This is a genomic window from Telluria sp. LT1R51-2, from assembly GCF_059685775.1.
In genome coordinates, this window is the sequence record NZ_JCASIM010000001.1 from 1590272 (window position 1) to 1612057 (window position 21786).

General features: G+C 64.5%; 17 protein-coding genes and 2 tRNA genes. 13 read left to right on the top strand and 6 right to left on the bottom strand.

The features are described 5' to 3' along the window. The first annotated feature begins 191 nt into the window (after positions 1-191). The gene (locus tag AC56LH_RS07110; protein ID WP_183552023.1) at positions 192-644 is read left to right on the top strand and encodes a CBS domain-containing protein; all 453 of its coding nucleotides are present in this window, start codon (positions 192-194) and stop codon (positions 642-644) included. A gap of 12 nt (positions 645-656) precedes the next feature. Here AC56LH_RS07110 and AC56LH_RS07115 read toward each other — a convergent pair whose 3' ends face one another. Then, positions 657-2978 carry an EAL domain-containing response regulator gene (locus tag AC56LH_RS07115; RefSeq protein WP_499645187.1) on the bottom strand — a complete coding sequence of 774 codons (2322 nt, stop codon included), beginning with the start codon at positions 2976-2978 and terminating at the stop codon, positions 657-659. Between the two features lie 228 nt (positions 2979-3206). On the opposite strand from AC56LH_RS07115, the gene aroC reads away from it, so the two are divergent. After that, entirely contained in the window at positions 3207-4301 is a 1095-nt protein-coding gene (gene aroC, locus AC56LH_RS07120) for a chorismate synthase (protein WP_499645189.1), read from the top strand. Positions 4302-4361: 60 nt separating this feature from the next. Here aroC and AC56LH_RS07125 read toward each other — a convergent pair whose 3' ends face one another. Together AC56LH_RS07125 and AC56LH_RS07130 are read right to left on the bottom strand one after the other, a co-directional pair. Further along, the gene (locus AC56LH_RS07125; RefSeq protein ID WP_499645191.1) at positions 4362-5855 is read right to left on the bottom strand and encodes an HDOD domain-containing protein; all 1494 of its coding nucleotides are present in this window, start codon (positions 5853-5855) and stop codon (positions 4362-4364) included. Next, on the bottom strand, positions 5852-7588 hold the full coding sequence (locus tag AC56LH_RS07130) for a putative bifunctional diguanylate cyclase/phosphodiesterase (RefSeq protein ID WP_499645193.1): 1737 nt from the start codon (positions 7586-7588) through the stop codon (positions 5852-5854). Before AC56LH_RS07130 ends, AC56LH_RS07125 begins: the two co-directional genes overlap by 4 nt. Before the next feature lie 486 nt (positions 7589-8074). On the opposite strand from AC56LH_RS07130, the gene upp reads away from it, so the two are divergent. From upp to AC56LH_RS07145, 3 genes are all read left to right on the top strand, one after another. Further along, a complete protein-coding gene (gene upp / locus AC56LH_RS07135; RefSeq protein WP_482898636.1) occupies positions 8075-8725 on the top strand; it encodes a uracil phosphoribosyltransferase in 651 nt (216 codons plus the stop codon). A gap of 7 nt (positions 8726-8732) precedes the next feature. Beyond that, a complete protein-coding gene (locus tag AC56LH_RS07140) occupies positions 8733-9104 on the top strand; it encodes an Hpt domain-containing protein (protein WP_499645195.1) in 372 nt (123 codons plus the stop codon). Positions 9105-9422: 318 nt separating this feature from the next. Further along, positions 9423-9626 (top strand): cold-shock protein, encoded by a 204-nt coding sequence (locus tag AC56LH_RS07145; RefSeq protein ID WP_137176112.1) that lies wholly within the window; start codon positions 9423-9425, stop codon positions 9624-9626. Between the two features lie 96 nt (positions 9627-9722). On the opposite strand, the gene AC56LH_RS07150 is transcribed toward AC56LH_RS07145, so the two are convergent. Further along, positions 9723-10628, bottom strand: coding sequence for a LysR family transcriptional regulator (locus AC56LH_RS07150; RefSeq protein WP_499645197.1), 906 nt, complete (start codon positions 10626-10628; stop codon positions 9723-9725). 171 nt (positions 10629-10799) lie between these two features. On the opposite strand from AC56LH_RS07150, the gene aceB reads away from it, so the two are divergent. After that, entirely contained in the window at positions 10800-12389 is a 1590-nt protein-coding gene (gene aceB, locus AC56LH_RS07155) for a malate synthase A (protein ID WP_499645199.1), read from the top strand. A gap of 6 nt (positions 12390-12395) precedes the next feature. Here aceB and gloB read toward each other — a convergent pair whose 3' ends face one another. Next, the gene (gene gloB, locus AC56LH_RS07160) at positions 12396-13196 is read right to left on the bottom strand and encodes a hydroxyacylglutathione hydrolase (RefSeq protein ID WP_499648425.1); all 801 of its coding nucleotides are present in this window, start codon (positions 13194-13196) and stop codon (positions 12396-12398) included. A gap of 26 nt (positions 13197-13222) precedes the next feature. Here gloB and AC56LH_RS07165 point away from each other — a divergent pair, with 26 nt between their 5' ends. From AC56LH_RS07165 to AC56LH_RS07190, 6 genes are all read left to right on the top strand, one after another. Then, on the top strand, positions 13223-14011 hold the full coding sequence (locus tag AC56LH_RS07165) for a class I SAM-dependent methyltransferase (protein WP_499645201.1): 789 nt from the start codon (positions 13223-13225) through the stop codon (positions 14009-14011). A gap of 6 nt (positions 14012-14017) precedes the next feature. Continuing rightward, entirely contained in the window at positions 14018-14506 is a 489-nt protein-coding gene (gene rnhA, locus AC56LH_RS07170; RefSeq protein WP_499645203.1) for a ribonuclease HI, read from the top strand. A 72-nt stretch (positions 14507-14578) separates the two neighbouring features. Next, positions 14579-15286, top strand: a complete 708-nt coding sequence (gene dnaQ / locus AC56LH_RS07175; protein ID WP_499645205.1) for a DNA polymerase III subunit epsilon — start codon at positions 14579-14581, stop codon at positions 15284-15286. 37 nt (positions 15287-15323) lie between these two features. Beyond that, positions 15324-15398 (top strand) — tRNA-Val (locus tag AC56LH_RS07180). 140 nt (positions 15399-15538) lie between these two features. Further along, positions 15539-15613 (top strand) — tRNA-Val (locus AC56LH_RS07185). A gap of 243 nt (positions 15614-15856) precedes the next feature. Beyond that, positions 15857-17845 (top strand): MHYT domain-containing protein, encoded by a 1989-nt coding sequence (locus AC56LH_RS07190; protein WP_499645207.1) that lies wholly within the window; start codon positions 15857-15859, stop codon positions 17843-17845. 3 nt (positions 17846-17848) lie between these two features. Here AC56LH_RS07190 and AC56LH_RS07195 read toward each other — a convergent pair whose 3' ends face one another. After that, positions 17849-19903: a GGDEF domain-containing protein gene (locus tag AC56LH_RS07195; protein WP_499645209.1), complete on the bottom strand. Its 2055-nt coding sequence runs from the start codon at positions 19901-19903 to the stop codon at positions 17849-17851. Positions 19904-20279: 376 nt separating this feature from the next. Between AC56LH_RS07195 and bcaP the strand changes: the two genes are divergently transcribed. Then, the gene (bcaP, locus tag AC56LH_RS07200) at positions 20280-21680 is read left to right on the top strand and encodes a branched-chain amino acid transporter BcaP (RefSeq protein ID WP_499578000.1); all 1401 of its coding nucleotides are present in this window, start codon (positions 20280-20282) and stop codon (positions 21678-21680) included. Positions 21681-21786 lie beyond the last annotated feature (106 nt).

Sequence of the window (21786 nt, forward strand, 5' to 3'; positions counted from 1 at the left end):
CTGTCTTGATGAAAGCCAGCCATCCTAGCAGTGTTGGCCGTTTGCGCAATCTGCACTGCACCATTCTGCGGCCGTCCCCGCACCATGAGGTGGCGCAATGCTGGATTTTTTGGCGGGCATAGGCTACAGTCGGCGTTATGCCTTATACAAATTTATCCAACAGCAGTATTGACCGCGCGGGGGTGGCCAGCATGAAAGTTTCGGAAATCCTGCAAGTGAAGGGCAATATCCTGTACACCGTGACGCCCGACCAGCCCCTGGTCGAGGCCGTGACCACGATGTCCGAGAATGACATCGGTTCGCTCGTCGTGATGGAATACGGCGACCTGGTGGGCATGCTGACGTTCCGCGAAGTGCTCAAGACGCTGCACGCCAATGGCGGCGCGGTGGGCGCCGGCACGGTGCGCCGTCACATGGACGACAGCCCGATCACCGTCACGCCGGAAACTGAAGTCAACGAGGTGCGCCGCATCATGCTCGAGAAGCATGCGCGTTACCTGCCGGTGATGGATGCACGCACGCTGCTGGGCGTGATCTCGTTCTACGACGTGGCGCGCGCCGTGCTGGAAGCGCAAAGCTTTGAGAACCGCATGCTCAAGGCCTATATCCGCGACTGGCCAGCCGAGCAGAACGCGCCGGACTGACCGTACCTGCGGTCACGCTGCCTGCGTGACCGCCTCTCCCGCCAGCCAGACCAGCAGCGCCTCCGGCGACAACGGCCGCGAATACAGGTAGCCCTGGGCCAGCGGACACCCTAGCTCGCGCAGGATCTGCGCCTGGCGCTCGTCTTCCACCCCTTCCGCGATCACCGACAGACCCAGGTTGCGGCCCAGCTGCACCACCATCTGCGCGATGCTGCTGCCGCGCGCCGAACCGGTAATCTCCGTCACGAACGTGCGGTCGATCTTGAGCCGGTCGACCTGCAGCCGCTGCAAGTGCGACAGCGACGAAAAACCGGTGCCGAAATCGTCGATTGCGATCGACACGCCGGTGCGCTTGACGTGCGCCAGCTTTTCGACGAGCGCGGCCGGCTCCTCCATCGCCATCGATTCCGTGATTTCCAGTTCGATGAATTCGGGCGGCGCACCCGTATCGTCGAGTGCGCGGCGCAGCATGTCCAGAAAGTGCGGATGGCGCAGCTGCACCTGCGAAACATTGACCGACATCGTGAACGCCGTGTAGCCGGCTGCCCGCAGGCGCAGCAGCTCCGTGCAGGCCTCGCGCAACAACCATTCGCCAATCTCGACGATCAGGCCCGAGTATTCGGCAATCGGGATGAAGCGGTCGGGCGGGACCAATTGGCCGTCCTGCTGGCGCCAGCGCAGCAGCGCCTCGGCGCCGAAGGCGCGGTTGGTGGCCAGGTCGATCTGCGGCTGATAATCCAGAAACAGTTCGCCGTGCCGGAAGCCGCTGCGCAGCGCATGCATCATGCGCACGCGTTCGCGGATCTCCACGCCCATGCCGCGCGAAAAATAGCAGTGACCGGCGCGCTGCTGCAACTTGGCGCGCTTGAGTGCGATGTCGCCGTCCTTAAGCGCATCGGCGCCGCTGCCGTCATGTTCAGCCAGGCGCACGAGGCCCAGCGTCGACGACACCTGCACGTCCTGGCCATCGATGTGGAAGGCATCGAGAAACAGCGTCTGCAGCGCGGCCGGCTGGACCAGCTCGGCATTGCCGAGCACGCAAAAAATGTCGCCGCCGATGCGCCCGATATGCAGGGACGGCGCCAGACCAGGCGCCAGGCCGGGCACCAGGCGCGTGCACAGGCGCCGGGCGACGGCGGCCAGCAGCAGGTCGCCGAAGCGGTGACCGAGCGCGTCGTTGGTTTCGGCAAAGTGATCGATGTCGACCAGTGCCAGCACCGCGTCCTGGTCGGGATTGTGGTCGGGGCCCGCGCCGGCGGCCAGTGCGGCGTCAATCAGTTCGACCATCCGCGTGCGGTTCGGCAGGCCCGTCAGCGGGTCGTGGAACGCCGACTGGTGCAGGTCGGTGACCAGTTCGCAGTTATCCAGGCTGACAGCAACCATGCCGCAAAAGACCTTCAGCAGGCGGGTCTCGACGTCGCTGATCGTGCGCTCGAGCGGCATGCAGGCAACGAAATCACGCCCGGCCTTGCCGGGAAAGAACAAGGTCAGTATGCCGTCGTCGGCCGTGCAGGCGCGCCGCGCCAGCGTGCGCTCGGCAGCCTGCGCAAGCCGGGTCACGTGCGGATCGTCGTACAGCGCGCCCAGCTCGCAGCCTTCGAGATCGCGGCTGGCGCCGCAGGCGGCCACCACGCCCAATGGGCCAAAGGCGCCGGTGCCATCGCCGAACTCCCGGGTGCACAGCACGCCGTCGGCCGGTTGGCCGATCAACTTGCCGGCCTGCGCCAGAATCCCGTACGCGACGTCGCGCACACCGTGCAGAGCCATCAGTTGCGCACAGGCGGCAACGATGCGTTCCATGCCGACCCGGTTGGCCTCGAGCGCGCACAGCTGCTCGTAGGAGCGGATCGCGGCGGCCACTGTCGTGTAGAGCTTGGTGCGGGTGAGTTCCGACTTGGTGCGGTAATCATTGATGTCGTAACCGCGGATCGCCTCCATCTCGGGGGCATAGCCGGGCTGGCCGGTACGCAGGATAATGCGCACGTCATGCAGGTCCAGTTCGTTGCGGATGCGGCGCACCAGCTGCAGACCGGCATCGGCGCGCTCCATCACGACGTCCAGCAAAATCACGGCAATATCGCGTTCCCGGCCCAGCATGGCGAAGGCCTCGGCGGCCGAGTAGGCATGCAGGAAGGCCAGCGGGCGGCCCTGCATGTCGACATCGGCAAGTGCGAAGAGTGTCGTCGAATGCACATCGGCATCGTCATCGACCACCAGGATCTGCCATGGCGGCCGTGTGGTGACGGGGGTAACGGCGACTTCGTCGGCAAAGACGAGATCATCCATCGTGTGATCATCCTGCGGTGGTCCGGACGGCGGCGTCAAAGCTGGCATGTGCTACGTCTCCAGGGATGCTTGGCATGTGTACGTCCAGTATATAGGCATTTGTAATTTGGAAAGGAAATGACCGGTTGCTCACGAAGGAATACAGACTTCAGGTAACCTGCTAAATATATCCTGTTGGCAACATTTTGGCGAGGCCCAAGTGCAGATTATGCGTTTCTGGTAGCCGGATCGCCTGTTAGAATGCCAGTTCGATCAAACTGCACCCCCTTCCTATCCATGTCCGGCAATACATTTGGCAAGCTGTTTTCCGTCACCACCTTCGGCGAGTCGCACGGCCCTGCGATCGGTTGCGTCATCGACGGCTGCCCGCCCGGCATGGCGCTGACCGAAGCCGATATCCAGTCCGACCTCGATCGCCGCAAGCCCGGCACGTCGCGCCATGTCACCCAGCGCCAGGAAGCCGACCGGGTCGAGATCCTGTCCGGCGTCTACCAGGGCGTCACGACCGGCACCCCGATCGCCCTGTTGATCCGCAACGAAGACCAGCGCAGCAAGGATTACGGCAATATCGCCGAGAGCTTCCGGCCCGGCCATGCCGACTACACCTACTGGCACAAGTACGGCGTGCGCGATCCACGCGGCGGCGGCCGTTCGTCGGCGCGCCTGACCGCGCCCGTGGTGGGCGCTGGCGCTGTCGCCAAGAAGTGGCTGCGCGAACAATACGGGACCGAGTTCCTGGGCTGCATGCGTGCACTGGGCGACATCGCCGTGCCGTTCGAAGGCTGGGAACACGTGCACGCCAATCCGTTCTTTGCCGCGACAGGCGATGCCGCGCTGCTGCAGCGCATGGAAGACGCGATGGACCAGCTGCGCCGCGACGGCGACTCGATCGGCGCACGCATCGACGTCATTGCGCGCGGCGTGCCGGTGGGCTGGGGCCAGCCGATCTACGACAAGCTCGACGCCGACATCGCTTACGCGATGATGGGCATCAATGCCGTGAAGGGTGTCGAAATCGGCGCCGGCTTCGCCTCGGTGGCGCAGCGCGGCTCGGTCCATGGCGACGAGTTGACGCAAGAAGGTTTCATCGGCAACCACTCAGGTGGCGTGCTGGGCGGGATCTCGACGGGGCAGGACATCACGGTCTCGCTGGCGATCAAGCCGACCTCGTCCATCCGCGTGCCGCGCCGCTCGATCGACAAGGAAGGCAATCCCGCGTTGGTGGAAACCTTCGGTCGCCACGATCCGTGCGTGGGCATTCGCGCGACGCCGATTGCCGAAGCGATGCTGGCGCTGGTGCTGATCGACCATGCACTGATGCACCGCGCACAGTGCGGCGACGTCCGGGTCGCCACGCCCAGGCTGACGTAAGCGTCAGCATCAGCGCCAGCACCAGCGGCGGCAGTAATCAGCGCGGCCAGGCCGGCCCGCTCAGGCGCGCGTTGCGATCACTTCCGTCTGATGGCGCTGCTCGACCGTGCGCACCACCAGCGCGCGCATGTCGTTGAGCAGGCCGAACTCGGTCTGGCTCAGGATCACCTGCGGGTAGGTATCGTCCCAGTCGCCATAGATGAAACCGGCTGGCTGGCCGCGCGCGCACAGCGGAATCACGATGAAGCAGCGCGCCTGCGACAGCGACGCTTTCCACCAGCCCGGCAGCTTGGCCGCGAACTTGGCGTCGTGCGCATTCTCGATAAAGATCACGCGGTCGCTCGCCAGCGCCGCGTGAAACACGTTCGGCTCAAAGATATCGTCGAAGGTCAGGTCCGGCTGCAGCGTCCTGGCGTTGGCGCCGAGCGCCAGGCGCGCTGCGTAGCGTCCGTCGCGCCGGTTGCGCACGAAGGCAAACGAGCGCCCGACCGACAGTCCCTCGTGCATGGTTTCCAGTGCCAGCGACATCATCTGGCCGGCAGTGGCGTTCGGGCCAGCTTCGCGCATGTCGGCCACGCCGCCCATCAGGATCTTGTTGCCGGCGATGCGGCTGCGCGTGGCGGCGGCCAGGCGCGCGCGTTTTTCGGCGGGTCTGGCCAGCGGCGCGATCGTCAGATCGGCCGCCGCCTCAAGCCTGGCCTGCTCGATCGATGCCAGGATGCCGTCTGGCGAGATGCCCAGCATCGGCGCGAACTGCTCTGCAAGTTCGGCGACTTTGGCGGCGCCGGCAGCATCGTCGGCCCACAGCGCATCGGCGGCGCGGGTGGACATCGTGCCCAGCGCTGCCAGCCAGTCATCGTGCTCGAAGCCTTCGCCCCGTTCGCCCGGTTCGACACGGCGCATCCCGGCCACCAGGTTGCCCGGCAGGCCCCAGTGCGCGGCGGTGGCGCGGCCAAGGTCTTCGAGATGCAGACCCAGCACGTCCTGCGCGGCAGCGGTGTCGTCGCCACCGGCCGCCGCTGCCTGGATCAGGGTCCAGCGTTCGGGCATGTAGAACGTGATCATCATCCGGCCCAGCGAATGCAGGATCGAGCACACCACGGCTTCTTCCGGATTGCGCGCCTGCGCGCCTGCGGCCAGTTGCTGCGCCACCATTCCGGCCAGCACGGCTTTTTCCATCTCGATGTGGGCAATCTCGGTGTCCGGCGTGCTGCGGCCGAGCTCCTCGATGAGCTTCAGGCCCAGCGCCAGGTGACCGATGCTGTCGGTGCCCAGCACCAGCACCGCCTTGGAGATCGTGTTGACGTGCTGGCCGAAGGCGGCGTACATGCTGCTGTTGGCAAGGCGCAGGACCTTCTGGGTCAGCACCGGGTCCGACAGGACCGTCTGCGTCATCGAGAAATCGCGCTCGTCCTCGCCACGCATCGACGCCAGGATGGCATTGATCGCCTTGGTAAAGCCGGGCATGTCGCCCTGGCGGCGGATGCGTTCCCACAGCAGGGCGAGGGTGGCTTGCGCTTTCGCCGAGCGCGCGGTGGTGATGGGTGGGGTCATGGTGTGCCTGTCCGGGTGTCGGCCGGCAGAAGAGCGGTGTAGAGGTTTTCATTGAGGGCCGTGACGGCCACATTGGCCGGCATTGGCTTACCCGTCAGGTAGCCCTGGATGTAGTGGCAGCCCTGACCGTCCAGCCAGATCAACTGGTCTTCGGTTTCGACACCTTCGGCCACGACCGCCAGGCTCAGGTGCCGGGCCAGGTCGAGCACGACCCGGCAGATCGCGGCTTCCTTCTGCGAGCCGGGCAGATCCTTGACGAACGCGCGGTCGATCTTGAGCACCGAGATCGGAAACCGCTTCAGATACGCGAGCGACGAGTAGCCGGTGCCGAAATCGTCGATCGCGATGCGCACATTGCGCTCGACCATTTTCGCCATCACCGCTTCGGCGTGGGCCGGATCGACCATCAGCGTGCCTTCGGTGATTTCCAGCACCAGCTGGTGGCCGTGCGCGCCCGACAGCGCGAGCGCCTCGTCGAGCACCGTCAGGAAGCGGTCGCTGCGGAACTGGCGCGGGCTGATGTTGACCGAGATGTACAATTCGCGCCCGGCCACTTCCTGGAACTGGCGGATCTGCATGCACGCCGCCTTCAGCGCCCAGGCGCCCAGCAGGTTGATCAGGCCGTTGTTTTCGGCAATCGGGATGAAGCGGACCGGCGGCACCATGCCGAGGGTCGGGTGTTTCCAGCGCATCAGCGTTTCGAAGCCCTCGATGACGCGCGTGCGGGCGTCGACGATCGGCTGGTAATAGAGCAGGAATTCGCCTTCGCGCACGGCCTTGAACATGGCCGCCTCGAGGGAAATGTCGTGTTCGGACGGGCCCTGGTCGGCCGGGCTGTAGACGACGGTGCGGCCCTTGCCGGTTTCCTTGGCGCGCGACAGCGCGGCGTCGGCCAGCGTGACCAGGCGCACCTCGTCTTCGGCGTGGTCCGGGTAGATCGTCACGCCGATCGACGCGCCCAGGTAGATCGTGTGGCCGCCCGTCTCGAATGGCGACTGCAGCGTGGCCATCAGGCGGCCGGTGACCAGCTTGATCTGGGCCTCGCTGAAGGTGCCGGGCAGCACGGCAACGAATTCGTCGCCGCCAACGCGCGCCAGTGTGTCACTGTCGCGCAAGACCCGGCGCAGGCGGGTGGCCGCCATCTGCAGCACGGCGTCGCCCAGCGGATGGCCCAGGCCGTCGTTGACTTTCTTGAACCCGTCCAGGCCGATCGCGACCACCGAAAACCCCTGGCCCGAGCGGCGCGCATTCGAGATCACCATGCGGATGCGGTCGGCCAGCAGCAGGCGGTTCGGCAATTCCGTCAGCGCGTCGTGGGTCGCCATGTGCCGCAGCCGCTCTTCGGTCGCATGCTGCGCCGACATGTCGCGCCCGATCACGAGGATCTGCGCATCGTCACCGGTGGTCAAGCGGGCAATGCGCAGTTCGAACCAGATGTCCTGCTCGCCAATGCGAAACCGGGCCTGGACCAGGGCTGCCTCGTGCGCGCTGGCGGCGCCATCGAGTGCATGGCGCAGGGCCGCCTGGTCGACCTCGTGCACGAGCGAGACCAGCGAACAGCCGGGCGCGAACCCGTGAAAACGCTGGGCGCGCGTGCCTGCAGCCCGTATCGTTCCGCTCGCGGCCACCCGGAACACGGCGTCGCCCGCGCTTTCCAGCAGACCGTCGAGCAGGCTCGCCTGCGGCAGGTGCGCTGGCGGCGAATGGGGTGCGTCGCAGGAAGGGAGGTGCATGGTCGGTCAGGGCTCTCGTTTCGCGGCATGTCGATGCATGCCGATGTCATCTCGTTATCCGTGCCGGGCGAACAAACCAGGGACGAGTCTATCACTGAAAAATTCCGTACTGCATCAGAATGAACAACCTGCGGCGTGTTCGCATCCTTGCATGACGGCAACACGTGCACACCGGCCATCCGCGTATTGTCGCCGATTATTGCTGAGTAGAAAATGTCTGTCCGTTAATTAAGTGCCTTAATGCAACGAGATTTGTGCAGTCATGACACATTCATGTGCTGCGCGTAAGCACGCAGTGGTTTCTGGATGCGGGATGGGTAACGAGGGAGAGATGGCTGGCGGACTGGCTGGGGCAGGGCGCCGGGGGCGGGCCGCGGGCTTGCCGGCACCATTGGCATACAATTTTTTCGGCCTGAGCCGGGACAAACGACGTTGTGCCTGTGATAATGCTCGCTCTCAAGCTTTATTGACTCTGTCGAGCCCGCCATGAACCAAGATCCGCGCTTCCCCAACCTCTTTATCCTGAATCACCCGCTGATCCTGCACAAGCTGTCGCACATGCGCGAGCACGATACGTCAACGCGCACGTTCCGCGAACTGCTGCGCGAGATCACGCTGCTGATGGGCTACGAAATCACCCGCGACCTGCCGCTGACAACGCGCCAGATCCGCACGCCGCTGGTGACGATCGACGCACCGGTGATCGCGGGCAAGAAACTGGCGGTGGTGCCGATCCTGCGCGCCGGCATCGGCATGAGCGACGGTTTGCTCGAACTGGTGCCGTCGGCGCGCGTCGGGCATATCGGTGTGTTCCGCGATCCCAAGACGCACGAGCCGGTCGAGTACATGGTCCGTTTGCCGGACACGACTGATCGCACGTTCATCCTGTGCGACCCGATGGTCGCCACGGGCAACTCGGCAGTGCACGCGATCGACGTGCTCAAGAAGCGCGGCGTGCAGGACGAGCAGATCCTGTTCCTGGCGCTGGTGGCGGCGCCGGAAGGCATCCAGGTGGTCCAGGATGCGCACCCGAACGTCAAGGTGTATGTCGCGTCGCTGGACTCGCACCTGGATGAGCACGCCTATATCATCCCGGGCCTGGGCGATGCGGGCGACCGTATCTTTGGCACCAAGTAAGGCCGGCATGACCATGACGCAGCCGGCTGATCAGCAATTCTTTGCCCGCCTGGCCGAACTGAACGACAAGTTCGCAGCGCGCCTGCCATCGACGTTCGGGCGCCTGGGGCAGTTGTCGCAGGAACTCGCGCCTGCAGGCACGCCCGGGTTCGACCCGGCGGGACCGGCAGGCGAGCTGCAGGCGATGCTCCACACGCTGGCCGGCTCGGCCGCGACCTTTGGCTTCCGCGGCCTGGGGCACCATGCGCGCCTGCTCGAGCAACGCCTGCGCGTGCTGCGGGCCTTCGAGACGGTCGGTGCCAGCGAGTGGCAGGCCTGGCGCGCCGAACTTGACGAGTACATCGCTGCGGCACTGAGCGATCCCAAGGCGCTGACCTGATACGGCCGCCGCGCAAGTCGTGCGCACAATTGTCGAGCACACCGGAATTTGATCAAGCGCAAACAAATCAACGGTCCTTGCCTCTATTCTTTGCTGCATACCGGATAAAAAAATCGCGCCAGCGCGTTTATTAACAGCAAGAATCGTGAGGCTACTTACGTATTTTGTTGAACGAATAGGGCATGCGCGAGAAATATTCGGTATAATGTGGGATCGTTGGGTTCGAGGTAGTAGTGCAGTCTGTCTGTCATTTCTTTCTTGCTTCTTCAAACGATCTAAAACGGGCGTAAGCCCAACTAACCGAAATAGGAAATTGTAATGGCAACTGGCATCGTTAAATGGTTCAATGACTCGAAGGGCTTCGGCTTCATCACCCCTGATGAAGGCGGCGAAGATCTGTTCGCGCACTTCTCGGCTATCCAGAGCAACGGCTTCAAGTCGCTGCAGGAAAACCAGCGCGTTTCGTTCGACGTGACCACCGGCCCTAAGGGCAAGCAAGCCTCGAACATCCAGCCTCTGTAATCGCCTAACAGGCGTTGCGAGACCAAAATCCCCGGAACTGCCGGGGATTTTTTTCGTCTGTACCTTTTGCGTTCTGGTCGTCCTGGGCCTGGCGCGTCAGCGTTGCCGCCAGTAATCCGGCGCCGCGTAACTGCGGCGCAGGAAGTCCACCAGGGCGCGGATGCGCAGGGGCAGGTGGCGGCGCTGCGCGAACACGGCGTGGATGTCGTTGCCGGGCGCGGCGAACTCGTCCAGCACCGTGCACAGTTCGCCACTAGCGATCTGCTCGCCCACTTCCCACATCGAGCGCCACGCCAGGCCCTTGCCGGCCAGCGCCCAGGCATGCAGCACGGCGCCGTCGTTGCACACCATATTCCCGCTGACCTTGTAGGTCACGGGCTTGCCGTTTTCGAGGAAGGTCCAGCCGCGCTGGCTGCCTTCGCTGCTGATGGCCAGGCAATTGTGGCGCGCCAGATCGGCCGGTACGCGCGGCGTGCCATGCCGCTTCAGGTAGGCGGGCGCAGCGACCAGCACCCGCCCGTTGTCGGCCAGTTTGACGCCCACGAGGTTCGAGTCCCCCAGGCGCGCGATCCGGATCGCCACGTCGACGCCATCGCCGACCAGGTCGATGACGCGGTCGTTCAGGTTCAGGTTGACCGTCACGTCGCGGTGCTCGGCCAGGAACGATGGCAGCAGCGGTGCCACGTGCTGGCGGCCGAAGCCGGCCGGCGCCGAGATCGTCAAGTGCCCCGATGCATGCCCGCTGCGTTCCGAGATTGCCGCTTCCGCCTCGCCCAGTTCGCCCAGGATGCGCTGGCAATCCTCGAGAAACGCTACGCCTTCGTCGGTCAGCACGAGCTTGCGCGTCGTCCGGCGCAGCAGCTTGACGCCCAGGCGCGCCTCCAGCGCGTCGAGCCGGCGCCCGATCATGGCCGGGGCGATGCCCTCGGCGCGCGCCGCGCCCGACAGGCTGCCACGCGCGACGACGTCGACAAAGGTGCTCATCTGGGTGAACTTGCTCATGCAAACGGTCCTGTTGCCTGCGTTGATTTAATACAAAAACACACAGATGAAGTGCGTTTTTGTCTCGTTTAGCGCTACCGGAGTGAATATACTGGAAGCCAACTTGAACGCCAAGCAAGGCAACCCCGGCCCGGCGTCGCACGCGATTTTCATTCATCTTCAGGAGTCGATATGTCCGTCAGCATCCCCCAAGGCATGGAAATTTCCGGCGCGGTCCCGCCGGCCTACGAACACATTCTGACGCCGGATGCGCTGGCGCTGGTGGCCAAGCTCACGCGTGCCTTCGAGCCGCGTCGCCAGAGCTTGCTGGCGGCGCGCGCTGCGCGGGCAGAGCGCCTGGACGCCGGCGAGCGCCCGGATTTCCTGCCCGAGACCGCCGCAATCCGCGACGGCGACTGGCGCATCGCGCCGCTTCCCGCCGCGCTGCACTGCCGCCGTGTCGAGATCACCGGGCCCGTCGAGCGCAAGATGATCATCAATGCGCTGAACTCGGGTGCCGACAGCTACATGACCGACTTCGAGGATTCGAACACGCCCAACTGGGATAACCAGATCAGCGGCCAGATCAATCTGTTCGATGCGATCCGCAAGACCATTTCGCTCGAGCAGAATGGCAAGTCGTACCGGCTCAATGACAAGGTGGCCACGCTGCTGGTGCGCCCGCGCGGCTGGCATCTCGATGAAAAACACGTGCTGGTCGACGGCAAGCGCGTCTCGGGCGGCATCTTCGATTTCGCGCTGTTCATGTTCCATAACGCGAAGGAATTGCTGGCACGGGGCGCCGGCCCGTATTTCTACCTGCCGAAACTCGAGTCGCACCTGGAAGCGCGGCTGTGGAACGACATTTTCGTGATGACGCAGGACCTGCTCGGCATCCCGCAGGGCACGATCAAGGCGACCGTGCTCATCGAAACCATCCTGGCCGCGTTCGAAATGGACGAAATCCTGTACGAGCTGCGCGAGCACAGCGCGGGCCTGAACGCAGGCCGTTGGGATTATATTTTCTCGTGCATCAAGAAGTTCAAGCGCGACAGCGATTTCTGCCTGGCCGACCGCGCCAAAGTGACGATGACGGCGCCGTTCATGCGCGCTTACGCGCTGCTGCTGCTCAAGACCTGCCATGCACGGGGCGCGCCGGCCATCGGCGGCATGGCTGCGCTGATTCCGATCAAGAACGATCCGGAGAAAAACGAAGTCGCGATGGGTGGCGTGCGCAACGACAAGGCGCGCGATGCGACCGATGGCTACGACGGCGGCTGGGTGGCGCATCCGGGGCTGGTGGGCCTGGCGATGGAAGAATTCACGAAAGTGCTGGGCGAGCGTCCGAACCAGTTCGACAAAGTGCGGCCCGACGTTGTCGTGACAGCCGCGCAATTGCTGGACTTTAAGCCGGAAGCGCCGATCACCGAAGCGGGCCTGCGCTACAACATCAATGTCGGCATCCACTATCTGGGCGCCTGGCTGGCCGGCAATGGCTGCGTGCCGATCCACAACCTGATGGAAGACGCCGCGACGGCCGAAATCAGCCGCTCGCAGGTGTGGCAATGGATCCGTTCAGCGAAAGGGGTCTTGGAAGATGGCCGCAAGGTGACGGCCGACATGGTGCGCGCGATGATTCCGGAGGAGCTGGACAAGGTCAAGCTGGTGGCGGCCGATGGCACGCACGCCAGTTACGAGCGCGCCGCCGTCATCTTCGAACAGATGTCGACGGCCGGGGAATTTGCCGAATTCTTGACCTTGCCGCTGTACGAGGAAATCTAACCCCCGTCAGAACGTGTTCTTCCACGCCCGCAGCGCCGTGAACACCTCGAGCGGCGCTGCCCCTTCCGCCACGCGCCCGGCAGCGACCAGGCTGCGCACGATCGGCGCGCTTGTCGTGCGCAGGAACGGGTTGGTGGCTTTCTCCAGTGCGATGGTCGACGGGATGGTCGGCTGACCGGCGGCGCGGCTGGCGCCATCGGCCTCCACGCGCGCGGCCAGCGCTGTATTGCCCCCGTCGACGGCCTGCGCGAACGCCAGGTTCGACAGCGTGTATTCGTGCGCGCAGTACACCAGTGTCTCGTCCGGCAGCTCTGCCAGTTGCGCCAGCGACGCGGCCATCTGCGCCGGCGTGCCTTCGAACAGGCGCCCGCAGCCGGCGCCGAACAGCGTGTCACCGCAGAACAGCCAATTGGCCTCGTCATCGCGCCGCACATAGGCGATATGCCCCAGCGTATGGCCCGGCACGTCCAGCACGTCGAGTGTCATATCGATGCCCGGCACGGTGATGCGATCGCCCTGCACCAATGGGGCGGTGACAAGATCGATGCCATCGTTCTTCGGGCCGAACACGGGCACATCCCATTCGCTGAGCAGGGCCGGTACGCCACCAATATGGTCAGCATGATGATGGGTGAGTAGAATGGCAGTCAGGCGCAGGTTGTGCGCGGCCAGCGCCGCGCGCACCGGTGCTGCGTCGCCCGGATCGACGACGGCCGCATGCGTGCCGTCGTGAACCAGCCAGAGGTAATTGTCTTTGAAGGCCGGCACTGTCAGTACCGACAGGGCCGGCTGCCGTGGAGGTGTCATGGTCATGTGTATGGTCAAGAGGTGGCATGGATAGCGCTGCCGAGAAATCCATTATAGCGCTCGACAACTGGCTCCAATCGCCAGCCGGCGCCTACGTGCGCGCGTTCGAGCAAGCCTGCCTGGAAGAGCTGACGGCAGATATTTTCGGCTACAACGCGCTGCAGATCGGCGTGCCGCAGCTCGATGCGCTGGCGGCCAGCCGCATGCCGAACCGGTGGCAGGTTGCCACGCGCACGTCGAATGCCGACGAACTGGCGTTCGCGTCCAGCGGCCGCCAGATCGCGGCCGCGGCCGATTTCACCGAGCTGCCGTTTGCGTCCAGCAGCGTCGATCTCGTGGTGCTGCCGCATGTGCTCGAGTTCACCGCAGAGCCGCACCAGGTCCTGCGCGAAGTCGAGCGCATCCTGATTCCCGAAGGGCAGGTCATCATCTGCGGCTTCAATCCTGCCAGCCTGTGGGGCATGCGCCAGGGGCTCGGGCGGGTCACGCGTAATGGCTACCTGCCGGACACGGGCGAATTCATTTCTATGCCGCGCCTGAAAGACTGGCTAAAATTGCTCAATCTGAGCGCGACACGCAGCCACTTCGGCTGTTACGCGCCCCCATGCCGCACTGCCCATTGGCTCAGCCGCTTTGCGATGATGGAGTCGGCTGGCGGTCGCTGGTGGCCCTATCTCGGTGCGGTCTACGTGGTGCATGCGATCAAGCGCGTCAAAGGCATGCACCTGATCGGTCCCGCATGGAACAAGAAAACGAGCAAGCGGCCGGCAGCAGTCCCGGCGGCGAACCGCATTGAACGAACAGAAAGTGATTAGCAGGGCATGAGCGAACCAACGAGTACAGCAACGAGTGAAGTCAAGAACGACGCCAACCCGACCAGGGTCGAGATTTTCAGCGACGGCGCGTGCAAGGGCAATCCGGGCACGGGCGGCTGGGGCGCGCTCCTGGTGTCGAACGGGCACGAAAAGGAAATCTTCGGCGGCGAACCGAACACCACCAACAACCGCATGGAACTGCGCGCCGTGATCGAGGCGCTGGGCGTGCTGAACCGGCCGTGCGAAGTCGTGCTGCATACCGACAGCCAGTACGTCCAGAAAGGCATTTCCGAGTGGATCCACGGCTGGAAGGCGCGCGGCTGGAAAACGGCGGCGAAAGAGCCTGTCAAAAACGAAGATTTGTGGAAGGCGCTCGACCTGGCACAGCAGCAGCACGCTGTCGAATGGCGCTGGGTGCGCGGGCACAATGGCCACCCCGGCAATGAGCGGGCCGACGTGCTGGCCAACAAGGGCGCTGCATCGGTACGGCGCTGATCCGTCACGCGCCGCACACCGGGCCATCGCAGTTGTTATACTGCGCCCGCACCCACTTTGAAGAATTGCACCATGCGTCAGATCGTTCTCGACACCGAAACCACAGGCCTGAACCCCCGCACCGGCGACCGCGTCATCGAGGTCGGCTGCGTTGAAATCTTCAATCGCAAGCTGACCGGCAATAACTACCACTGCTACATCAATCCCGAACGCGAGTCGGACGAGGGCGCGCTGGCCGTGCACGGCCTGACCACCGAGTTCCTCAGCGACAAACCGAAATTCCACGAGATCGCCCATGAATTGCGCGACTTCATCCAGGGTGCCCAGGTCATCATCCATAACGCGCCGTTCGACCTGGGCTTCCTGAACGCCGAGTTCACACGCATGGGCCTGCCGCCATTCGTCCAGTATTGCGACGGCGTCATCGATACGCTCGTGCAGGCGAAAGAGCTGCACCCCGGCAAGCGCAACTCGCTCGACGCACTGTGCGACCGCTACGATATCTCGAACGCGCACCGCAAGCTGCACGGCGCGCTGCTCGACTCGGAATTGCTGGCCGATGTGTATCTGGCGATGACGCGTGGCCAGAATTCGCTGACCATGGACGTGGAAGAAGAAACGAGCAGCGATGGCGAGGCGCTCGAGATCGTGCCGCTGGGCGAGATCATCGTCGTCGCGGCCAGCAGTGATGAACTGGCCGAGCACGATACGGTGCTGGCTGGCCTGGACAAAAGCGTCAAGGGTAATTGCGTCTGGCGGAATTACGCTGCACAGGGGTGACGCTGAGATAATTCTGTGCCATAATATGCCTCGCTTCGGGAGGTTAGCTCAGGGGTAGAGCACTGCATTCACACTGCAGGGGTCGCAAGTTCGAAACTTGCACTTCCCACCAAGAATTTTCAAGGCCAGCAGAGATGCTGGCCTTGTTCGTTTCCGCCTGCGGTTGATGTGATGGACGCAGCGCATCAGTGTTTTCAGGCAGCGATTGCCATTTGGCATAATTTATCGGCTGTGGCATAATACGGCCTCGCTGGGAGGTTAGCTCAGGGGTAGAGCACTGCATTCACACTGCAGGGGTCGCAAGTTCGAAACTTGCACTTCCCACCAACGAATATGGTTGTCCGATCAAGGCCTGCACGTCACCGTGCAGGCCTTTTTTGCGTTCCGGGCTCTGCCTCGCATTTGGCATGATCGATTGTCAAAGAAAACAATGTCCGATCAGGCGCCATGCGCCCGGAATTCAACCGCGTCACATGCCAGGCCCTGTACACTTGGCGGACATCCACCCGGGCATGGGCGAGATCACAGCGCGCGTGCCAGCACTCGATACTTACAGCCAGCGAACTCTTTATGGTGAATGGCCATTACCACCCCCTGCTGGTCATTGTTTCCATCCTGGTCGGCGTACTGGCGTCGTACACGGCCCTGAGCCTGGTCACGCGGGTCAAGCAGACGTGCGGGCGGGCGCGGTATGCCTGGGTTGCCGGCGGCGCTTTGGCCATGGGCAGTGGCATTTGGGCGATGCACTTCATCGGGATGCAGGCGTTTCGCCTGCCGCTGCCGATCGGCTACGACGCCACGACAACCTTCGTCTCGTGGCTGTTGCCCGTGGTGTCTTCCGGTCTGGCGCTCTGGCAAGTCCGTCACCGCACGGTCAAGCCGCGTCATCTTGCCGCCAGCGCGCTCCTGATGGGGCTTGCGATCAACGCCATGCACTACACCGGCATGGCCAGCATGCAGATGCATCCGGCGATCACGTATGTCCCCTGGCTGTTCGCGCTGTCGGTTGCCATCGCCATCAGCGTGTCGGCACTGGCGCTGCAGATTGGCATGCGCATGCACCAGTCAGGGCGCCCGCGCCCGGGCATGCAACTGGCCGCCAGCGTCGTCATGGGCAGCGCCATCGCCGGCATGCACTACACCGGCATGGCCGCCGCGCATTTCGCGCCAGGCAGCGTCTGCCGCGCGGTGCTGGTGGGCGTCGATCAGGATTACCTGGCGGCGCTCGTCACGCTCGCCACGGTCTCGCTACTGGGCATCACGTTGCTGGCCACGATTTTCGATGCGCGACTCGCGGCGCGCAACGAGACCATCGCGGCCTCGCTCGTGGCGGCGGCCGAGCGCCAGAAGCTGTTTTTGATCGAGCAGCAGGCGCGGCTCGACGCCGAAAATGTCAGCCAGATGAAGGATGACTTCCTGGCCACGCTGTCGCACGAACTGCGCACGCCGCTCAATGCCATGCTCGGGTGGTCACAATTGCTGCTGCAGGGCGGGCGCGACGAGGCCGCGCTCAGGCGCGGCCTGTGCACGATCGAACGCAATGCGCGCGCGCAGTCCGAACTGATCGAAGACATGCTCGACATGAGCCGCTTACTGGCCGGCAAGGTGCGGATCGACAGTGCGCCGCTGCAGCCCCGGGACTTCGTCGACGCGGCGCTGGACACGACGCGCCCGGCCGCCCTGGCACGCCAGGTGACACTGGTGAGCCAACTCGATCCGGCCGCCGGGAACATCCTCGGCGACAGCGGCCGCATGCAGCAGGTGCTGGTGAACCTGCTGTCCAATGCCATCAAGTTCAGCGAGCCGGGCGGCGTCGTGACGGTGACGCTGCGCACGGTGGCGGGCGCTAGTGAAATCACCGTGCAGGATACCGGCGCGGGCATTCCCGCCGCGTTCCTGCCGTTTGTATTCGACCGGTTCCGCCAGGCCGACGGGTCGTCGACGCGGCGCCACGGGGGGCTGGGCCTGGGACTGGCGATCGCGCGCCAGCTGATCGAGTTGCAGGGTGGCACTCTGAGCGTGGCCAGCGAAGGCGAAGGCAAGGGCGCCGCGTTCACGCTGCGTATGCCGCTGGCAAGCAGCAGCGCTGCAGCGTTCACCGACGCCCCCGCTGTGGCCGCGCCTGCTCAGGGATTGCCTTTGACAGCGCTCGCGCTGCAAGGCCTGACCGTGCTGGTGATCGACGACGCGCTCGATTCGCTCGAGCTCGTGCAGGCCGTGCTGGCGCCCAGCCAGGCCACGATCCTGACCGCCACCGGCGCCCAGGAAGCGCTGCGCCTGATCGGGCTGCACCGGCCCGACCTGATCATCAGCGATATCGGGATGCCGGTCATCGATGGCTTCGAGTTCATCCGCAAGGTGCGCGCGTTGCCTGACCGCCTGATCGCCAGCGTGCCCGTGATCGCGCTGACGGCGTTTTCGCGCAGGGAAGACGAGCAGAAGGTGCTGGCGGCGGGGTTCGATGAATTTTTGGCCAAGCCGCTGGTGCCGGCGGCGCTGCTGCAGACCGTGGCGGCAGTCAATGCGCGCCGTACACCGGCGCCGGCGCCGGCCGTGTAGGACTCAGGCCGCCACGCCCGGCAGCACCAGATCAAGTTGCAGGGCGCCTTCCGGACACCGCAGGCCAGCCACGATATATGCACGGTTGCGGCCCGCTTCCTTGCCCTTGTACATGGCGCGGTCGGCCAGCGCGATGGCTTGCTGCCAGTCCATCGCCGGCGTGGGCGGCTCGTCTTCACCCGGTGCAAACGGCAGCGCAACGGCGCCGGCTGTCGCGCTGATCGCCAGGCGGGTGCCGTCGGCCAGCACGATGGGCGCGCTGGCCAGCGCATCCAGGATCCGGCGCACCAGCAGGGGCCGCTGCGCACGCGTGATGCCCTGTGAATACACGAGAAATTCTTCACCACCCCAACGCAGTACCATGTCCGACTCGCGCAGCGTCGCGCGCAGGCGCTTGCCCACTTCGACCAGCACGGCGTCGCCGGCAGCGTGGCCGTAGTCATCGTTGATGCGCTTGAAGTGATCGATGTCGAGCAGCGTGAAGCAGTCGGCGGCGTCCGGCTGCGGGGCCGCCTCGCCGGTGCGGCTGCGCATGCGGTCCTGGAACGAGCGCCGGTTGTGCAGACCGGTGAGCGGGTCGTGCGCCGAGCGGTGGGCCAGCTCGGCGTTCAATTCCGTCAGGCGCTGGCCGGTGCGCTCGGACTTGCGGTACAGCCAGAGCACGCCGGAGCACAGCAGCAGGGCGAGCGCGGCGCCCAGCGAGGCGACCGTCTGGATCAGCGTGCGGTGCCGCAGTTCAGCGTCCTTGGCGGTGTTTTCCAGGCGCAGGCTGTCGATCTGGGCAGCGCGCTCGCGCGCCTTGAACTGTTCTTGCAGCGCAGAGACCGCCTTGTTGCGGTCATCCAGCGACAGTTGCTGCAGTACGGTTTCGCGTTCCCGCAGCGTGGCGAGCGCTTGCTTGAACCGCCCGGCGCGCTCGAGCGCATGGCTTTTTTCGCTCAGGATACGACCGAGTGTCGACAGCGCGCCGGCGCGGCGCATGGCCGCGCAAACCTCGTCGACCAGGCGCATGCCTTCCTGATGGCGGCCCTGGCCGAACAGCGCAAAGCCCAGGTTCGCCGTGGCCATGTGCAGGCTGATTTTGTCCTCGCTGCTGTGCGCGGGTATCAGCGCGGCGCGGGCGGCCGTTTCAGCCTCGGCGTAGCGGCCCAGCTTGAGGTAGGCATTGGCAATATTGCCCAGCGCGTTGGCCTGGACCGATAGCAATTGATGGTTGTGCGCCAGCGCCAGTGCCCGCTCGAAGGCCACCAGCGCCGCTTCCGGCTGATCCTGTGCGACCAGCGCGCGGCCTTCGAAGAACGACGCTGCCGCGTCCAGCCGCGGCGGCAGGCGTTTTGCGCCAGCCCGGACTTCGCGCAGCGTCTCCAGCGCACGCATGGGGTCGCGCGCATTGACGTACATGCGCGCCATTGCCAGCAGGATGTCGGCTTTGCGCGGACTCCACAGGTCGGGATGGTTCTGGACCAGCTCCAGTGCGCGCAGAAAGTGTTGCAACGCGCGGTCGTACTGGCCCACGGCGCTGAACGCGGCGCCCTGGAGCGCATCGAAGCCACCCTTGAATTCCAGGCTGTCGAGATCGCGGTAGCGACTGCCAAGCGTTTCGAGCAAGCCAAGCGCGGCGGCAGGATCGTTGTTTTCGATCAGGCGATAGACGCGGCCGAGGCTGGCCACGGCCAGATTGCGGGGATCGTGCGCGACCGTGGCCAGACGGATGATCTGTTCGTTGATGTTGTACGCTGCGCGGAAATTGCCGCCATCGACATACACCCGGCGCAGCAGGAACAGATAGCGAATCCGCACCGCGTAGGGCGCGCCGGCGATCAGCGTCGGGCCTTCCCGCACCAACGTGGTGCGCCCCAGCGCATGATCCTGTTCGGCCAGCGCAGCGATGTCGTCGAGGCGCGCTGCGGCATGCGGCGCGGCCGCCGCGTGTGACGCGACGCCGCCAAGCGCCAGCGTCAATGCCAGCGCACTGGCCACTGCCACGCGTCGCCAGCCGTCGCTGTGGGAGGCGGGCGCGGCAAGCAGGGCGGTCAGGTGGCCTGGGGTGACAATCATGGTGGGGAACAGCGGTGTGCGAACGGCGGAAGGCGGCCCATGCAATATGGGGAGGAAGCTGCCACCCATTATCGAATGTTGAATTTAGGAAATCAAGAAAGGTCGGGCCGGGCGCGCTGTTTACGCAACGCTTGCCAGATTTGCCAGTGGGCACGTAAATTGCAGCAGTTTCGCCAGATTGCTTTGATTCGAGACAACATTCTGGTTATATTGGCACACCTGTAAAAAAGCTGAAAGGCGACAGGTACGCAGCGGCGGTTTCCAGGTCAGGCAAGCCGGCCCACCAGGCAGGATCTCGGGAGTGCGCCCGCCCATCAGGCGAGCGCAGTAATGACAAGACGCGGGACCACACCATTATTTGATTGGAGAACACGTAGTGAGTATTTTTAGAACCAAGAATCTGGACGCGATGATCGCCGCGAGCGCCAAGCCCGGCGGCCTCAAGAAAGTGCTCGGCCCGACCGATCTGATCCTGCTCGGTATCGGCGCCATCGTCGGCACCGGTATTTTCGTGCTGACTGGCACCGGCGCCGTCACGGCCGGCCCCGGCCTGTCGCTGTCGTTCGTCATCGCGGCGATGGCATGCTGCTTTGCCGCGCTGTGCTACGCCGAATTCGCCTCGACCGTCCCGGTCGCCGGTTCCATCTATACCTACAGCTACGCCACGCTGGGCGAATTCGTCGCCTGGATGATCGGCTGGGACCTGCTGCTCGAATACGGCCTGGCAACGTCGACCGTCGCGGTCGGCTGGTCGGGGTATTTCCAGTCGCTGCTGTCGGGCTTTGGCCTCGTGCTGCCGGATGCGCTGACCGCCGCCCCCGGCGCGCGCCCTGGTGTCGAGACCCTGTTCAACCTGCCGGCCTTCCTGATCATGATGGCCATCACGTTCCTGCTGTCGCTCGGCATGCGTGAATCGGCGCGCCTGAACAACGTGATGGTGATCATCAAGATCAGCGTCGTGCTGCTGTTCATCGCCGTCGGCGTGGGCCACGTCAAGCCGGAAAACTGGCAGCCGTACATGCCATACGGCATGACGGGCGTCATGAGCGCCGCCGCGCTGGTGTTCTTTGCCTTCATCGGCTTCGACGCCGTCACGTCGGCCGCCGAGGAAGTCAAGAACCCGGCGCGCGACCTGCCGATCGGCATCATCGGTTCGCTGATCATCTGCACCATTCTGTATGTCGTGGTCGCTGCGATCATGACCGGCATCGTGCCGCACATGGACTTCAAGGGTGTCGACCATCCGGTGTCGCTGGCGCTGCAAGTGGCTGGTGAAGACTGGGTCGCCGGCTTCGTCGACCTGGCGGCGATCCTGGGCATGAGCACGGTGATGCTGGTGATGGCGTATGGCCAGACCCGTATCCTGTTTGCGATGTCGCGTGACGGCCTGATGCCGGCGCGCCTGTCGAAGGTGCACCCGAAATACGGCACGCCATTCTTCGCGACCTGGCTGGTGGGTATCATCTTCGGCCTGATCGCCGCCGTGGTACCACTGACGGTGCTGGCTGAGCTGGTCAATATCGGCACGCTGGCCGCGTTCACGCTGGTCTCGATCGCCGTGATCGTGCTGCGCAAGAAGCGCCCTGACCTGCCACGTGCGTTCCGCTGCCCGGCCGTGCCTTTGATCCCGATCCTGGCGATCATCTTCTGCCTGGTGCTGATGTCGTTCCTGAGCTGGCATACATGGGTCGCGTTTGCGATCTGGCTGAGCATCGGGGCGATCGTGTACTTCGGCTATGCACGCAAGCACTCGCTGCTGAACAACACGCCACAGTAAGACATCACAACAAGCTGCGTGATTTGCGCCCCTGCCGGCACGGGGGCTTCATGGTAGGCTCTTGCTGGCGACGCTGTCATGGCGTCTTGTGAATCAAGAGCAAAGG

Bases quoted from the DNA above. Each gene is read 5' to 3' on its own strand.
- AC56LH_RS07110 (WP_183552023.1), top strand. From the start codon at position 192: ATGAAAGTTTCGGAAATCCTGCAAGTGAAGGGCAATATCCTGTACACC.
- AC56LH_RS07115 (WP_499645187.1), bottom strand. From the start codon at position 2,978: ATGCCAGCTTTGACGCCGCCGTCCGGACCACCGCAGGATGATCACACG.
- aroC (WP_499645189.1), top strand. From the start codon at position 3,207: ATGTCCGGCAATACATTTGGCAAGCTGTTTTCCGTCACCACCTTCGGC.
- AC56LH_RS07125 (WP_499645191.1), bottom strand. From the start codon at position 5,855: ATGACCCCACCCATCACCACCGCGCGCTCGGCGAAAGCGCAAGCCACC.
- AC56LH_RS07130 (WP_499645193.1), bottom strand. From the start codon at position 7,588: ATGCACCTCCCTTCCTGCGACGCACCCCATTCGCCGCCAGCGCACCTG.
- upp (WP_482898636.1), top strand. From the start codon at position 8,075: ATGAACCAAGATCCGCGCTTCCCCAACCTCTTTATCCTGAATCACCCG.
- AC56LH_RS07140 (WP_499645195.1), top strand. From the start codon at position 8,733: ATGACCATGACGCAGCCGGCTGATCAGCAATTCTTTGCCCGCCTGGCC.
- AC56LH_RS07145 (WP_137176112.1), top strand. From the start codon at position 9,423: ATGGCAACTGGCATCGTTAAATGGTTCAATGACTCGAAGGGCTTCGGC.
- AC56LH_RS07150 (WP_499645197.1), bottom strand. From the start codon at position 10,628: ATGAGCAAGTTCACCCAGATGAGCACCTTTGTCGACGTCGTCGCGCGT.
- aceB (WP_499645199.1), top strand. From the start codon at position 10,800: ATGTCCGTCAGCATCCCCCAAGGCATGGAAATTTCCGGCGCGGTCCCG.
- gloB (WP_499648425.1), bottom strand. From the start codon at position 13,196: ATGACACCTCCACGGCAGCCGGCCCTGTCGGTACTGACAGTGCCGGCC.
- AC56LH_RS07165 (WP_499645201.1), top strand. From the start codon at position 13,223: ATGGATAGCGCTGCCGAGAAATCCATTATAGCGCTCGACAACTGGCTC.
- rnhA (WP_499645203.1), top strand. From the start codon at position 14,018: ATGAGCGAACCAACGAGTACAGCAACGAGTGAAGTCAAGAACGACGCC.
- dnaQ (WP_499645205.1), top strand. From the start codon at position 14,579: ATGCGTCAGATCGTTCTCGACACCGAAACCACAGGCCTGAACCCCCGC.
- AC56LH_RS07190 (WP_499645207.1), top strand. From the start codon at position 15,857: ATGGTGAATGGCCATTACCACCCCCTGCTGGTCATTGTTTCCATCCTG.
- AC56LH_RS07195 (WP_499645209.1), bottom strand. From the start codon at position 19,903: ATGATTGTCACCCCAGGCCACCTGACCGCCCTGCTTGCCGCGCCCGCC.